The 14,507-nt window shown below is 55.3% G+C and carries 12 protein-coding genes; 8 read left to right on the forward strand and 4 right to left on the reverse strand.

The genetic code is table 11. The annotated features are described in order from the left end of the window. Window positions 1-329: 329 nt before the first annotated feature. The gene (locus tag AC2FI7_RS10990) at window positions 330-2,765 is read left to right on the forward strand and encodes a GcvT family protein (protein WP_496816167.1); all 2,436 of its coding nucleotides are present in this window, start codon (window positions 330-332) and stop codon (window positions 2,763-2,765) included. Window positions 2,766-2,773: 8 nt separating this feature from the next. Here the strand turns inward: AC2FI7_RS10990 and AC2FI7_RS10995 are convergent, their stop codons facing one another. Next, window positions 2,774-3,691, reverse strand: coding sequence for a GlxA family transcriptional regulator (locus AC2FI7_RS10995; RefSeq protein ID WP_010441541.1), 918 nt, complete (start codon window positions 3,689-3,691; stop codon window positions 2,774-2,776). Between the two features lie 96 nt (window positions 3,692-3,787). On the opposite strand from AC2FI7_RS10995, the gene AC2FI7_RS11000 reads away from it, so the two are divergent. The 5 genes from AC2FI7_RS11000 to AC2FI7_RS11020 all read left to right on the forward strand — a co-directional run bounded on the left by AC2FI7_RS11000 (window position 3,788) and on the right by AC2FI7_RS11020 (window position 9,469). Beyond that, window positions 3,788-4,948 (forward strand): acyl-CoA dehydrogenase family protein, encoded by a 1,161-nt coding sequence (locus tag AC2FI7_RS11000; RefSeq protein ID WP_010441542.1) that lies wholly within the window; start codon window positions 3,788-3,790, stop codon window positions 4,946-4,948. Between the two features lie 7 nt (window positions 4,949-4,955). Continuing rightward, window positions 4,956-6,971, forward strand: a complete 2,016-nt coding sequence (locus tag AC2FI7_RS11005) for an acetate--CoA ligase family protein (protein ID WP_496816147.1) — start codon at window positions 4,956-4,958, stop codon at window positions 6,969-6,971. Between the two features lie 3 nt (window positions 6,972-6,974). Then, the gene (locus AC2FI7_RS11010; protein ID WP_010441544.1) at window positions 6,975-7,754 is read left to right on the forward strand and encodes a carnitinyl-CoA dehydratase; all 780 of its coding nucleotides are present in this window, start codon (window positions 6,975-6,977) and stop codon (window positions 7,752-7,754) included. Window positions 7,755-7,927: 173 nt separating this feature from the next. Next, window positions 7,928-8,509 carry a helix-turn-helix domain-containing protein gene (locus tag AC2FI7_RS11015; protein WP_029621947.1) on the forward strand — a complete coding sequence of 194 codons (582 nt, stop codon included), beginning with the start codon at window positions 7,928-7,930 and terminating at the stop codon, window positions 8,507-8,509. A gap of 69 nt (window positions 8,510-8,578) precedes the next feature. After that, entirely contained in the window at window positions 8,579-9,469 is an 891-nt protein-coding gene (locus AC2FI7_RS11020) for a LysR substrate-binding domain-containing protein (protein WP_496816148.1), read from the forward strand. Here AC2FI7_RS11020 and AC2FI7_RS11025 read toward each other — a convergent pair. The 3 genes from AC2FI7_RS11025 to AC2FI7_RS11035 are packed head-to-tail and all read right to left on the reverse strand — an operon-like array spanning window position 9,456 to window position 11,667. Beyond that, window positions 9,456-10,028, reverse strand: a complete 573-nt coding sequence (locus AC2FI7_RS11025; RefSeq protein WP_010441547.1) for a thiamine pyrophosphate-dependent enzyme — start codon at window positions 10,026-10,028, stop codon at window positions 9,456-9,458. The two genes, AC2FI7_RS11020 and AC2FI7_RS11025, sit on opposite strands and share 14 nt — an antisense overlap. Beyond that, complete coding sequence (locus tag AC2FI7_RS11030) at window positions 10,025-10,573, reverse strand: decarboxylase (RefSeq protein ID WP_010441549.1); 549 nt, start codon at window positions 10,571-10,573, stop codon at window positions 10,025-10,027. The genes AC2FI7_RS11025 and AC2FI7_RS11030 overlap by 4 nt, the downstream gene beginning before the upstream one ends. Beyond that, on the reverse strand, window positions 10,573-11,667 hold the full coding sequence (locus tag AC2FI7_RS11035) for a pyridoxal phosphate-dependent aminotransferase (RefSeq protein WP_010441550.1): 1,095 nt from the start codon (window positions 11,665-11,667) through the stop codon (window positions 10,573-10,575). The genes AC2FI7_RS11030 and AC2FI7_RS11035 overlap by 1 nt, the downstream gene beginning before the upstream one ends. Before the next feature lie 125 nt (window positions 11,668-11,792). Here AC2FI7_RS11035 and AC2FI7_RS11040 point away from each other — a divergent pair, with 125 nt between their 5' ends. Beyond that, window positions 11,793-12,815, forward strand: coding sequence for a succinylglutamate desuccinylase/aspartoacylase family protein (locus tag AC2FI7_RS11040; protein ID WP_010441551.1), 1,023 nt, complete (start codon window positions 11,793-11,795; stop codon window positions 12,813-12,815). Continuing rightward, a complete protein-coding gene (locus AC2FI7_RS11045) occupies window positions 12,816-14,276 on the forward strand; it encodes an aldehyde dehydrogenase family protein (RefSeq protein ID WP_010441552.1) in 1,461 nt (486 codons plus the stop codon). Window positions 14,277-14,507: the final 231 nt, after the last annotated feature.

The raw sequence follows: 14,507 nt of genomic DNA on the forward strand, positions 1-14,507 counted from the left end.
CCGCATTCGGGCCTTTAATGTTCCGTTCTCTGCCCATGCCATGGATCGCCCCGGTCTGCGAGCGAACGAAAGAGGCGATCTCGCCCCTTGGCGGTGGAAATGCGCTTCATGCTCTGCACCATATCGTTAGTGAAAAAGCCCATGTGATCCTCGGGGTGCATGAGGTTGAGAGATTCAACATAATGCTGGTCACTTATGTTGATCACATGCAGTTTATTGCGATATTTTGCTTTATTATTTCCGATTTTGTGATCAAAAAGGTCGCAGCGCTTGTGATCCACACCGCAGATCGCGCTAATCCCAAAAAAAACGAGCCGGAGGGTGATGCCATGAAATCGCGTACCAAGGTTGTTGTCATTGGCGGCGGTATCGCTGGGTGTTCGACACTGTATCATTTGACCCAAGAGGGTTGGACTGACGTAGTACTGGTAGAACGCAACGAACTAACCAGCGGCACAACCTGGCATTCGGCTGCGCAGGTGACAAATTTTGGCATGAATCAGACTATGGTTGGACTGAAAACGCACTCGATCAATCTGTACAAGGAACTGGCCGAGGATCCAGACTACCCGATCAACTACCATCATGGCGATGGCGGTATCAGGCTAGCCAACACGCCGGAGCAGATGCAGGGGTATCGCCACTTTGCTTCCATGGCGCGCGGCATGGATGTGCATTTTGAGGTCATAGATGCCGAAGAATGCGCCCGCCGCCACCCGCTGATCTCGACTGATAACCTATTGGGTGGGCTGTGGGATCCGCTTGATGGCGACATCGATCCGGCACAGCTGTGCCAAGCTCTGGCACGCCGTGCGCGCAAAGCCGGGGCCGAGATTTATCGCAATACTCCGGTCACCGGGCTGACGCAGCACAAGGACGATACGTGGACGGTGCACACCGAACACGGCGATATTGATTGCGATATAGTGGTTAACGCTTGCGGCTATCGGGTCAACGAAGTGGGCGCGATGATGGGTGTACACCACCCCGTTGCCTCGATGGAGCATCAGTATTTCCTGACAGAAGAGATCGCAGCGATCCGCGACGCAGGTCATCGCATGCCCCTGCTACGCTGTCCGATCAGTGACTATTATTGCCGTCAGGAAAAGAACGGTTTGCTGGTCGGCTTCTATGAGCAGGATTGCAAAACCTGGGGCATGAATGGGATTGATCCGAATTTTGTTAACGCGCTGTGCCCTGACGATCTGGACCGCGTGACGGATGTGCTGGAGGGCGCTTTCGCACGCATGCCCGCACTGATGGAGGTTGGTATCCACACCGTCGTGAATGGTCCGATCACCTACACGATTGACGGTGCACCTTTGGTCGGGCCGATCCCCGGCAAGCGCAACGCTTTCTGCATCATCGGCCTGCGCGCAGGCCTGGGCGAAGGGGGTGGCCATGGCCGGCTGCTGGCCCAACAGATCGTTCATGGCGAAGCCTGCTATGACACGTGGTGCCTTGATCCGCGCCGGTTTACCGGCCACACCAATGTGGAGCTGACCGCGCTGAAAGCAATCGAGGACTACCAAAATGAATTCCGCTTTCATTTTCCTCACGAACACCGGCCTGCTGGCCGCCCTGCCAAAACCACACCGCTGACCCCAATCTTCGCAGCAGAAGGGGCCGAATTTACAGTGGTCAACGGCTGGGAGCGGGTCGACTACATCAAGCCGGGGTCTGACTTTCACCCAACGCTGAGTTTCAGTTTTGATGAGACCTTTGACGTCGTCGCAAGGGAAACCAAAAACCTTCAGGAAAATGTCGGACTGACCGAAGTTAACGGCTTCAACCGTCTGGAAATCACCGGAACCGATCGGCATGAGTTTCTGGATCGGATGATGTGCGGCGCGGTGACGAAACGCGACAGGCGGGTCGGCCTTGGCTATCTGCTGAATCACAACGGGATGATCAAAGCCGAGGCCACAATCGCCAACCTGCCCGCCAGCGATCGCGGCCCGGCGCGGGTCTGGTACGGGTCCGCCGCCGCCGGCGAATATCACGATATGGATTGGCTGCAGGCGCATCTGCATGATGGCGAAGACGTGCAAATTCGCTCGCTCACCAATGATCAGACCATTCTGGTGCTAGCCGGACCCAAATCGCGCGACGTATTGTCCGCTTGTGCACGAGGAGATTGGTCACGAGACGCCTTCCCCTGGCTGTCTGTTCGCGAGTGCTTTGTCGGGATCGCGCCGGCAACTGTGTTGAATATCAGCTTCTCAGGGGAACTGGCCTACGAGATACATGTCCCAAACGCCTCGCTTTATGCGGCCTATCTGTCGCTTCGAAAAGCAGGCGAGACACATGGCATGAAACTCTTTGGAGCCCGCGCCATCGAGTCCATGCGGATGGAGAAAGGGTTCTTGCACTGGAAAGCCGATCTGCTCACAGAGTTCGATCCGTTTGAGACCGGTTTGGATCGGTTTGTGAAACTGACCAAAGGCGATTTCATTGGCCGAAACGCGTTGCAGAAACGCCTTGAGAGCGGTCCGCAGAAGAAACTGGTAAGCCTGAAAATCGATACAACCAAAGCACCTGCCCATGGTGGAGCCTCGCTGATGTTGGACGGCGTGGTTGTTGGTACCATCACGTCAGGTGACTGGGGCCACCGAACAGGGTTAAACCTTGCTTACGGCTTTTTGAATCCAGAATTTTCTGAACCCGGCAGCCGAATGCAGCTTGACCTGTGCGGAGAATTGATCGGTGCCGAAGTGATTGCACCTTCCCCCTATGACCCAGACCTCTCACGCGTGCGTAGCTGATCCGGAAGCTACCCGCCGTTCCGATAGGCAGTCGGTGTCTGCCCGAATTGAGCCCGGAACGCACGCGTCATGGCACTGGGGTTTTCATACCCGCAGCGGCTGGCGATTTCGGCCACGGATTGTTGGGTCTCGACCGCAAGTTTGCGCGCCAGATTCAGACGCAGGCGACGATAGAGCGCCTGCGGTGTTACGCCCAGCTCGGCCAAAACCCGGGTTTCAATCTTCTTCTGAGAACACCCGAGTTGCCTGGCGATATCCTTTATCAATACCGGCGCATCCAATGTGCCCTGCATGACGCCCAGCACCCTATTCACAAGCCTGTCTTCGGATTTCATCTGTGGCGAAGCAGTGCTTGGTTCACCGCGGTTCATCAGAAGATGCGCGACCTCCATCGACAGCAACGGTCCATGGTCCGCAAGGATCAGCGCCGTGGCCAGATCATAAGCCGCCATAGCGCCGGAACAGGTGATCCGGTTGCGGTCGATCACAAAGCGCTCTTGCAGGGCATCAACGTCTGGAAATGCCTCTTCGAACCTCGATAATTCATCCCAGTGAATGGTTGCGCGATACCCGTTCAACAGACCTGCATCTGCAAGCAGCCAACTTCCGGTATCCAAGCCAGCCAGCCGAGAATGTCGACTTGACGCACGGTGCAAAGCGCGCAACGTTTCGGAAACGGAATGCTCCAGATATCCATATGACGGCATGACGATCAGAGCATCGCCCACTGCAGCCCCGATGGCACCGTGAGGTGCCACCTGCAACCCACTGGAACTTTCCACAGGTGCACCGTCAGGCGAATAGAATTGCCAGGCATAGAGATTCTGCCCCGCCAAAGTGTTCGCGGCGCGCAGCGGCTCAACCATGTTGGCAAGGCACAGGTTCGAGAAACCATCGAACAGCAAAAAGTTGTAGGTCTGAGTCAATTTTTTCTAACTCTGCATGATAAACTACGATTAGTGCATGTCATAGGCCCAGACAATGCCGTTTCATTCCCAATCAGGCATCAGGGGAACCGCGTTATGCAATTTGGCTTATCCGAAGAACAGGACATGATCGTCTCGACCGTGCGCAGTTTTGTCGAGAATGAGATCTATCCGCATGAGGCCGAGGTCGAACGGACCGGCCAAGTCCAGCCCGAATTGGGCGAACAGATCAAGCAGAAGTGCATCGATCTGGGATTTTATGCCTGCAACTTCCCTGAAGAAGTGGGCGGTGCAGGTCTGTCGCATCTCGACTTCACTCTGGTTGAGCGCGAACTGGGTCGCGGGTCCATGGCATTGACCCATTTCTTCGGTCGCCCGCAGAACATTCTGATGGCGTGTAATGACGAGCAGCGTGAACGCTATCTGTTGCCCGCTGTACGCGGTGAAAAAATGGACGCGCTGGCGATGACCGAACCCGATGCAGGTTCGGATGTCCGAGGCATGAAATGCCAGGCGGTTCGCGATGGCGGCGACTGGGTCGTAAACGGTTCGAAACACTTCATATCAGGCGCAGAACACGCTGATTTCTTCATCGTGTTCATCGCAACAGGTGTGGATGAAACCCCGAAAGGCCCAAAAAAGCGTATCACCACATTCCTTGTGGATCGGGGTACGCCGGGTTTTGAGGTGCGCGAGGGGTACAATTCGGTAAGCCACAAAGGCTACAAGAATTATATCCTGTACTTTGACAATTGCCGCCTGCCAGACGCACAGGTTTTAGGTGAGGTTGATGGCGGTTTCGCCGTGATGAACGAATGGCTTTACGCGACGCGCCTGACGGTCGCTGCTTTTTCAGTCGGGAGGGCGCGGCGCTGTTTTGATTACGCGCTGAATTACGCCGCTGAACGCAAGCAGTTTGGCCAACCAATCGGCAAGTTTCAGGGTGTTAGCTTCCAGATCGCCGACATGATCACCGAGATCGACGCCGCCGATTGGCTGACACTCTCGGCCGCATGGCGACTGGATCAGGACTTGCCTTCAAACCGCGAGATTGCGTCGGCCAAAATGTACGCCTCGGAGATGCTGGCGCGGGTAACGGATACCACGCTGCAGATCTATGGCGGGATGGGGCTGATGGACGATTTCCCAATCGAACGGTTCTGGAGGGATGCGCGTGTCGAACGAATCTGGGACGGCACAAGCGAAATTCAACGCCACATCATCAGCCGTGATCTGCTGCGGCCTCTGGGTGCCTGAGGCGTAGATGAGCAAGGATATCTCTCGCCTTCTGCGTCCGAAATCCATAGCGGTCATCGGAGGTGGTGCGTGGTGCCAGCAGGTTATCCAGCAATCCCAACTAATGGGGTATGCCGGGGACATTTGGCCCATCCACCCCAAGGCGGCTGAACTCGCGGGGCACAAAGCCTACGCGCGGCTTGAGGACCTGCCCTCCGCCCCGGATGCCGCCTTTGTTGGCATCAATCGACACGCCACGATTGAGGCGGTACAGATCTTGTCCGAAATGGGCAGCGGTGGTGCAGTTTGCTTTGCATCCGGATTCTCGGAAGCTGTGGCCGAGGATGATACGGGTGGAGACTTGCAATCAGAGTTGATCAAAGCGGCAGGTTCCATGCCCATTCTGGGGCCAAACTGTTATGGCTTTATCAACGCGTTGGACGGGGCGCTGTTATGGCCTGACCAACATGGAGCATTTCCAGTTGAGCGCGGCGTCGCCATTCTGACCCAAAGCTCAAACATCTCGATCAACCTGACCATGCAGCGCCGTGCCTTGCCCATTGCCTATATGGTGACCTGTGGAAACATGGCACAAACCAGCCAGGCAGAGATCGCTGCAGCGCTGATCGATGACCCGCGGGTCACTGCAGTAGGTCTGCATGTCGAAGGCTTCAAGGATGTCCGCGAATGGGAAGCCTTTGCCGCCAAAGCTTTTGAGAAAAGCGTTCCCCTGATCGCGCTGAAGGTTGGTGCGTCTGAACAGGCGCAGGCAGCGACTGTGTCACATACCGCTTCACTGGCAGGCAGCGACGTGGGTGCGCAGGCTTTGCTGAACCGTCTTGGCATACCGCGACTAAAATCTCTCCCAGAGTTTCTAGAAACGCTGAAATTGCTGCACTGCTACGGACCGTTAACAGGAGCCAACATTGCATCGATCAGCTGTTCCGGAGGCGAGGCAAGCCTGATTGCGGATATGGCAGTTGGCACAGGCCTCGGCTTTCCCAAACTGAGCGAAGACAAAGAAACCCGATTGCGCGATGCGCTTGGTCCGATGGTCGCGCTGAACAATCCGCTCGACTATCACACGTATGTCTGGCGCGACGAAGCAGCAATGGCGAGCGCCTGGGCCGGGATGACCGGGGACGATATCGATCTGACCATCTCGATCGTCGACTATCCAACCACCGACTTGACGGATTGGGCTTGCGCAACGAACGCGGCACTCAAGGTGCGGGAAGAAACCGGAGCACGATTTGCTGTGGCGGCGACCTTGCCCGAGTTGCTGCCAGAGGATGTCGCGCAAACCTTGATGGCGGGTGGAGTGGTTCCGTTCATGGGTTTAAGTGAAACTCTCGCAGCTACTCGGGCTGCGGGGCAGATCTGTGCGCCTTCGCACGAACCAATCTGCTTGCCAGGCGATCTGGAAGCCAAACGAACTTTGACCGAAGCGGACGCCAAGCAGGCACTTACAGGACATGGCCTGCGTGTGCCCCAGAACCGTTCGGTTCGGAGTGCAGAAGAAGCCCAATGCGCGACGCACGAGATGACCGCACCTTTCGCCGTCAAGGGCGTCGGACTTGCCCATAAGTCCGAACACGCCGCCGTGAGACTGGGAGTTCAGGCCTCTGACGTGCCGAAAGTTGCCGCAGAAATCGGAACCGACGAGATCCTGATAGAAGAGATGATCTCGGGAACCGTGGCCGAACTGCTGGTCGGCGTCGTGCGCGACCCCGCCCATGGGTTTGTTCTGACCCTCGGCGCGGGTGGTGTCATGACCGAAATCTTGCGTGATACCGCTTCGCTGCTGATACCGACGACGCCCGATGATATTCGTGGCGCGCTCGACGCGCTAAAGATCGCCCCGCTTCTGGCCGGCTATCGCGGCCAACCAGCGGCTGATATGGATGAGATCATTGCTGCTGTTTTGGCCGTTCAGAGCTATGTCGTGCACAATGCCGATACGCTCGGCGAGGTCGAAATCAACCCGCTTCTTTGCACGCCGACCCGCGCGGTTGCAGTGGATGCCCTAGTCAGAAAGGCCTGAGATATGGACCCGATCAAGACCCGCCGCGAGGGCGCAATCCTTGAGGTTACTCTGGACCGCCCTAAGGCCAACGCTATCGATCTGGCCACCAGCCGCGTCATGGGGCAGGTCTTTGCTGAGTTTCGCGATGACCCCGAATTGCGCGTCGCCATTCTGACCGGTGCTGGCGAAAAGTTTTTTTGCCCCGGCTGGGACCTGAAAGCCGCCGCCGACGGCGACGCGGTGGATGGGGATTATGGTGTGGGTGGTTTCGGGGGGCTTCAGGAACTGCGCGACCTCAACAAGCCAGTCATCGCCGCCGTCAATGGAATTGCCTGCGGGGGTGGGTTGGAACTTGCGATTTCAGCCGACATGATTCTGGCCGCAGATCACGCTACCTTTGCCTTGCCTGAAATCAGGTCTGGCACCGTCGCGGATGCCGCCAGCGTCAAACTGCCTAAACGCATCCCCTATCACATCGCAATGGAATTGCTACTTACCGGTCGCTGGTTCGATGCCGAAGAAGGACACCGCTGGGGATTGGTCAATGAGATCTTGCCTTCCGATCAGCTCATGGATCGCGCTTGGGAGCTTGCGCGCCTGCTCGCCTCGGGTCCACCACTTGTCTATGCAGCGATCAAAGAAGTTGTGCGCGAAGCCGAAGACAGCAAGTTTCAGGATGCGATGAACCGCATCACCAAACGGCAGTTGCGTACGGTAGATGTACTTTACTCCAGTGAAGATCAGCTTGAAGGCGCAAGGGCCTTCGCTGAGAAGCGCGACCCGGTCTGGAAAGGGAAATAACAAACCCATTCGTTTTCTAACTACGTAAATGAATCTGGGAAGAACAGCCCCTGATCACACAGGTCCAGCTAGTTCATCAAAGTCAGCTCAATTTTTGAGTAGATCATACTTTACACGCCTGAAAATCAGGTCACAAATTGCTTTATGCATATATTTGGGATCAACGTGACCTGATGCAGGACAAAAAATCAGAGACTGAACTGGAGATCGGTCGCACTCTGCAAAGACTGCGGCAAGAGCGAAACCTGACCGTCACAGAACTGGCAACTCAGGCAAACCTGTCGACGGCGATGATCAGCAGAATCGAGAACGGCCACGTTTCGCCTTCTCTTGGCACATTGCAGGCTTTGGCCGATGCCTTGTCAGTATCTCTGATGGCGTTGTTCAGCCATTCCGAGCACACGGCAGACGTTCACCATGTTCCCGCAGGCACAGGGTTGCCGTCGCGGCGGATTACGCATGACCACGCACATGACTACCTGACACTGGGTAAGCACAGCGGGCCGGGCGGGTCCTTTCAATCCGCACGCATCCGTATTTCTAAGCAAGACCAAAACACCTTGCCCAAATACCAACACGAGGGACACGTATTCATTTATATGATCGAAGGGCGTGCCCGGTATCTGTGCGGTGCCGAAGAATTTCTGATGGCGACGGGCGACACGCTTAGCTTTGACGCCAAACTACCACACGGAGTACACGAAATCCTATCGGACGAGATCGAGTTCATTACCGTTTCAACCCGGCCACAGTAATGACCATCTGCTGGCGTCACCGTGCCTGAACCCTTGCCTAAGTGACCCGGGAGTGAAAAGACCTAGAGAATGAAAATTACCTTTCGACAGGTCGATGCATTTCGATCCGTGGTATCTACCGGATCTGTAACAGAAGCCGCGACAATGCTGGGCATTTCGCAACCTGCAGTTAGTCGGTTAATCGCCGATCTTGAGGCTGAAGTCGGATTTGCTCTGTTTCAACGCTCAGGAAGGGTCCTGATTCCTACAGACGAAGCGCGGCTGCTTGTACAGGAGGTGCGCCAAGCCGTCAGCGGTATGGAACATATCAAGCAGGCGGCAACAGCGATCGGCAGTTTTGGACACGCGCGACTAAGCCTGGTAACTACCCCAGCCTTCGCGACGCAACTGGCCCCTGATCTGATCAGCTCATTCGCATTGGCCTGCCCCGAGGCTATGGCGCGGTTGGAATTTGAGGCCAATGACGATTCAGTGGAATGGCTGGTATCGCAGAGTTTTGATTTTGGGATTACGTCCAGCGTCCCGTCTAACCCATCTTTTAACAGCCTGATGCTGTCGGATGACGATGTATACTGCGTCTTGCCCAAGGGCCACCGGCTAGAAGACAAATCCGTCATTCACGCGCGAGATTTGGCGGATGAGAGTTTTATATCCTACATGGGTTCATCCCGCTTCCGGTTCGAGGTCGACCGCTTTTTCGATGCCAAATCGATTTCGCGTAGCCTAAAATATGAAACTCGAACTACGGATGGCGTCTGTCGTCTTGTCGCGCGAGGGCTTGGAGTGTCGATTGTCGGAATGTCCAAAGGCCGTTCCGAAACCGTTCCAGGATGCGCTGTGCTGCCGTTTGCTGCACCGCTAAATTTTCAAACAGTGCTTTTCTGGTCCAACAACAGACCACTATCCGCTGTTGCAAATATCTTTCTCGAAATAGCGAAGGACACGCTTAGCACCGATTGAGCGCATCTCGAAAGCTTTGTCGCGCCTTTGCACTGTGAATATAGTCATAGTCGCGTGGGTAGGATTTGCCCGGCTGAATCTCCATCGAAACAAACTGAGGGCCCGGCGTATTCAGAATATATGGTAACGCGTCTGCAAACAGTTTCAGCTCGCGAAAACCCTGCGACCCGGCATATCCGGCTGAACGCGCAAACCCAACGAAATCTACCCGATCAGCGCCGGGCAGCGGATGCGCACCATTCACCTCATACACCCGGTTGGCCGCCACGAAGTGATACAAATTGGTTACGCCTGAGTTTGCTATCGTGACCAGAGAACCCAGATTCATCAACAGGCTGCCATCCCCATCCAAAACAATCACGCGCCTGTCCGGATTTGCCAACGCCAAACCTAAACCGTGTGAACTGGCCTGACCCATTGCTCCGACCGCTACATAGTTCAGGTCACGAGGATTGAGTTGCAGCCAATCAAAGCAGCTTTGATATACGGCCACAACGATATCCTGTTCATTCACATAGGGTATCAACGCAGCAAGCGCATCATCACGGTCAATGATCATGTTGTCTCCGGGCTCCGTCCAATCAGGAATACATGAGGGCACGACGCGTTGTACGCCGCATCGACGGCTTGCGGAATATGATCAATATCTTCAGGCTCTTCGATCAGCGAGTGAGAAATTTCCATCGCATCCAGCACCGGTTGGATAATCCGCACCCCGTATGAAGCTGATTGGTCGGGTTGCACATCGGGCTCTTTTCCCTGCAAGCCGACCATCATCACGATAGGCAACTCATAGTCCATGCCAATTGCCCGAATGGCGTTCAGAGAATCCATCAAACCGGTTTGCTGCATCATCAATAACGCCCGAGTGCCATTGTAGGACATCGCCCCACAGATGCTAACTCCCTCATCTTCTTTACAGATGCGGGTCAGGCGAAAATCGGGATCTTTCGAAATCGGCCAAAGTAAACCGTCACTTGTGACGATATCCGGCAGGGCAACAATTTCCCGAATATGCGATTGCTTTATGCAGGCGATGATGCCAGCGCCCGACGGAAAGGCAATATCCCGAGCACTTGCGGCAGATTGAAGTGATCCGCCCATTAGCCCGCCCCATTCAAAAATTCAGCAATACCATCTCGCACAGCTTGCAGTTCATGGGGCCGCCCAATGGTTATGCGAATATAATCCTTGTAGGCAGCCGATGCCAAACGCCGTACTGCGATACCATTCCGGCGCAAGAAGAGGTCGGCCCCTTCGGCAGATTTCACCGGATCTGGAAAATGGACCAAAAGAAAATTGGTCTGACTTGGCACTATCGTCAAACCCAGCGATTGCATTTCCGACGAAAGCCACCGGCGCCCACGCTGATTGGCATCAAACACGAAGCGTGTGTGCGCCCGATCTTCAAGCGCTGCAATCGCAGCAACCGCCGAAGGTGAAGCAACGGGAAAGGTCAAGGCGATACGACGAATACTATCCAGGATATCCGGAGGGCCAAACACCCATCCTACCCGCGCTCCGGCCAAGCCGTAGATCTTAGAAAATGTTCGGCACATAACGACGTTGCTGGCCTCTTCCACCAGCTTGTGCGCTGGTTCATAGTCTTCGGCGTCGACATATTCTTCGTATGCCGCATCAATTACCAGCAACACGTCCTTGGGCAACGCAGCGTGTAGCCGCCTCACTTCAGATCCATTCAAGTAGGTTCCAGCGGGGTTTTCCGGGTTCGCAAGATATACAATTCGCGTTCGATTTGTCAGGGCATCAATCATTCGATCAACCGAGGGCTTGAGGCCGTCATCAGCGACTGAAATTACATCGGCATCATTTGCATAAACGTAGTTTGGAACTTTTAGATATCCGTTTGCGCTTCGGATCAGCTCGGTGCCCGGCCCCAAATAGGCTCTGGCCAATCGGGCCAGCAAATCATCCGAACCTTGTCCCGTTGTTATCCATGTTTTGTCCAGATCGAAATGCCGCGCGATAGCAGGCGCAAGAACACGGTCAGGGTTCTCTAGGTAGCGCTCAATATCGCTCATGGCGGCGCGCGCCGCCGCACGCGCATTGGGACTGGGTCCAAAAACACTTTCGTTAGAATTCAACAGCACGGTCGCAGGTTGCCCGGCTTCTATCGGCGCACCCACCATATGTGGCTTGATGTTTTCGATTCCAGATTTTGCCAGAACTATGGTCATATTGCTTCCTCGAAACGGATCAATCACGCTGCTCAACTCAATATATCACACATTTTTATTTGTATGCCAATTCACTTGCAAAAATATTATGGTATATGGGGAGCATATTGAACAAAGGACCTGCCATGGCAGAGGCGAAACAAACGCAACCCAGCAGAGTGCATGCAACCATCAATCTGGATTCTCCGGGCAAACAGACCGGGGATTTAATGCTGAAGTGGTCAGACAACACCGTGCCACTGGGATATCACCCCATTGCGATCGTCAGTCTTCGCGGATCTGACGGCCCGACGGTTCTGCTGCTAGGTGGAACTCATGGTGATGAATTCGAAGGCCCCGCTGCAATATTGCGGCTAGCCGAGCGTTTAGACCCCTCACAGATTGCCGGGCAGATCATCATGATACCAGCCCTGAACGCTCCGGCAGTCGCCAGCTCCTCTCGCGTATCTCCGCTGGACGGGCAGAATCTTAACCGCGCCTTTCCCGGTGACCCCGACGGCGGGCCGACGGCGATGTTGGCGCACTATGTGGAAACAGTATTAATGCCACGTGTTGATGCAGTGATTGATCTGCATTCCGGCGGCAAGGCATCGGTCTTTGCACCTTGCGCACTGGCGTCGCGCTGTGCTGACCCCAAGCTGACCAAAGCGAACCTTGATCTGGCCAACGCATTCGGATTGCCGCAGATCTGGGTATTGGGCGCACATAATGACAATCGTTCAGTCAACGCAGCAGCCGAGCGCGCAGGTGTTCCTATGATCGCAACCGAGCTAGGCGGTGGCGGCAATATCACACCCGAAATTGTAGATGCCGCAGAAACAGGTTTGATGCGCTGCCTAACCGAACTCGGGCTTCTAGAAGGCAGCTCTGGTATTGGAACACCCCCGCGGCAGGTTGAGATCGCATCCCCGCATGACTCACTCTATGCCCCCGAAAATGGCTTATTCGACCGATATGTCTGTGCTGGGCAAGAGGTTCAGGCGGGTGATTTGGCGGGGCATCTGCGTTTTCCCGATAATCCTGGCCGACCCGCTCTGAAACTAAATTTTCCCAACAGCGGATTTGTGCTCGCGCATGGCAATCGCGGGATGGTGTGTCGGGGCGACCTGCTGGCGCTGGTAGCTCAGAACGCATCGAAAGGAGACTGAATGCGATCCTACACTCCATTCATTTCAGGCAAGTTCATAGATTGGCAAGGGGACACCATACCCAGTATCAACCCTGCGACCGGACTGGTCTGGAGCCATATCGCCAAGTGCGACACATCCGAGGCAGATGTAGCGATACGAGATGCGGACCTCGCCTTTCGCGCAGGGCCGTGGGCCCAGCTTGATCCTCCAGGGCGCGCCGACATGCTTGAGGCTATGGCTGATATGCTTGAGGAGCGTTGGGAAGAACTTGTTGAACCGGAGATTCTGGATAATGGCAAGCGAATTGCCGAGGTACGTGGTCAGCTTTCTGGATTGCATTGCTGGTATCGCCATTTTGCTGCCGAAGCGCGCAAACTAGCCCCTGTTCCACAGAGCAATTCCACGCCTGGGGTCACAAGCGAAGGACACTGGTCGCCCTACGGTGTGGTGGTCGCAATTACACCATGGAACTCACCCCTGATGATCCTGGCATGGAAGCTGGCTCCGGCTCTGGCCGCAGGAAACACGGTTGTGGTTAAACCGTCGGAAATGGCGTCAGCCTCAACCCTGGAATTCACTCGACTTGTTTGCGAGGCGGGTCTTCCACCGGGTGTGTTGAACGTGGTGACGGGATGGGGCCACGAAGTTGGCGAGGCACTTGTTCGGCATCCGTTGACACGCAAAGTAAGTTTCACCGGCTCAGATATCGGTGGCCGCAAGGTCGCTCAGGCTGCCGCGGGTCAAGTCGTGCCCACAACGCTCGAACTGGGCGGCAAGTCGCCTCAGGTTGTGTTCGCCGATTGTGATCTGGATTCGGCGATCAACGGGGTGATGTCAGGCATTTTCCTGTCAAATGGCCAGACTTGTGTCGCAGGTTCTAGGCTAATTGTCGAAGCCCGGATCAAAGACGCAATGATCTCGCGACTGCTGGAACGATCCCGTTCACTGAAACCAGGGGACCCATTTGACCCGAACACTCAGATTGCACCGCTCGCCAATGAGCCGCATCTGAGAAAGGTAACTGCGATGATCGAGCAAGCAAAGGCAGACGGCGCCAATTGCCTGCTGGATGGCACCCAAACAGTGAAAGGGATTGGCGGCTACTATGTCGGGCCAACGATCTTTGATCAGGTCTCTCCGGACATGCAGATCTGGCGAGAAGAGGTTTTCGGCCCTGTACTTTCAATCGCCACCTTTGAATCCGAGGACGAAGCCATCGCACTCGCTAATGACAGCGACTATGGACTGTCCGCCGGGGTTTGGACCACGGATGCAGCGAAAGCCGCCCGAGTTGCCGAAGCGATATGTGCGGGCACCGTTTACATCAACCACTACCGCAGCGTGGACCCAGGTAGCCCGATTGGTGGCGTCAAACTGTCGGGATATGGGCGGGAACTGGGACCGGGCGCAATCACCGATTTCCTGCAGGTCAAGTCAATCTGGACCGGAACCACGCCTGTATCCAACCCGTTCCTTTAATTGTGTTGGCCGAAAAATTGGCAGGACGCAGAATTGCGAAGAAATAACTAATTGACATATGGATGGCACTATCAATAAAAAAATATAATGTATTAGAGAGCGCTAGATTTGCAGAGCATCCGCGCACTGCAGCGTCCAGCCATATCCGGCATGAGACATCGGCAGGTCATTCCCGAGTGGAAGCTCGAGACATGCGGAAGCCAATCGCTGAGTGCGTAAGCCACGACGACT

This window comes from Ruegeria sp. YTSA064 (assembly GCF_059610325.1).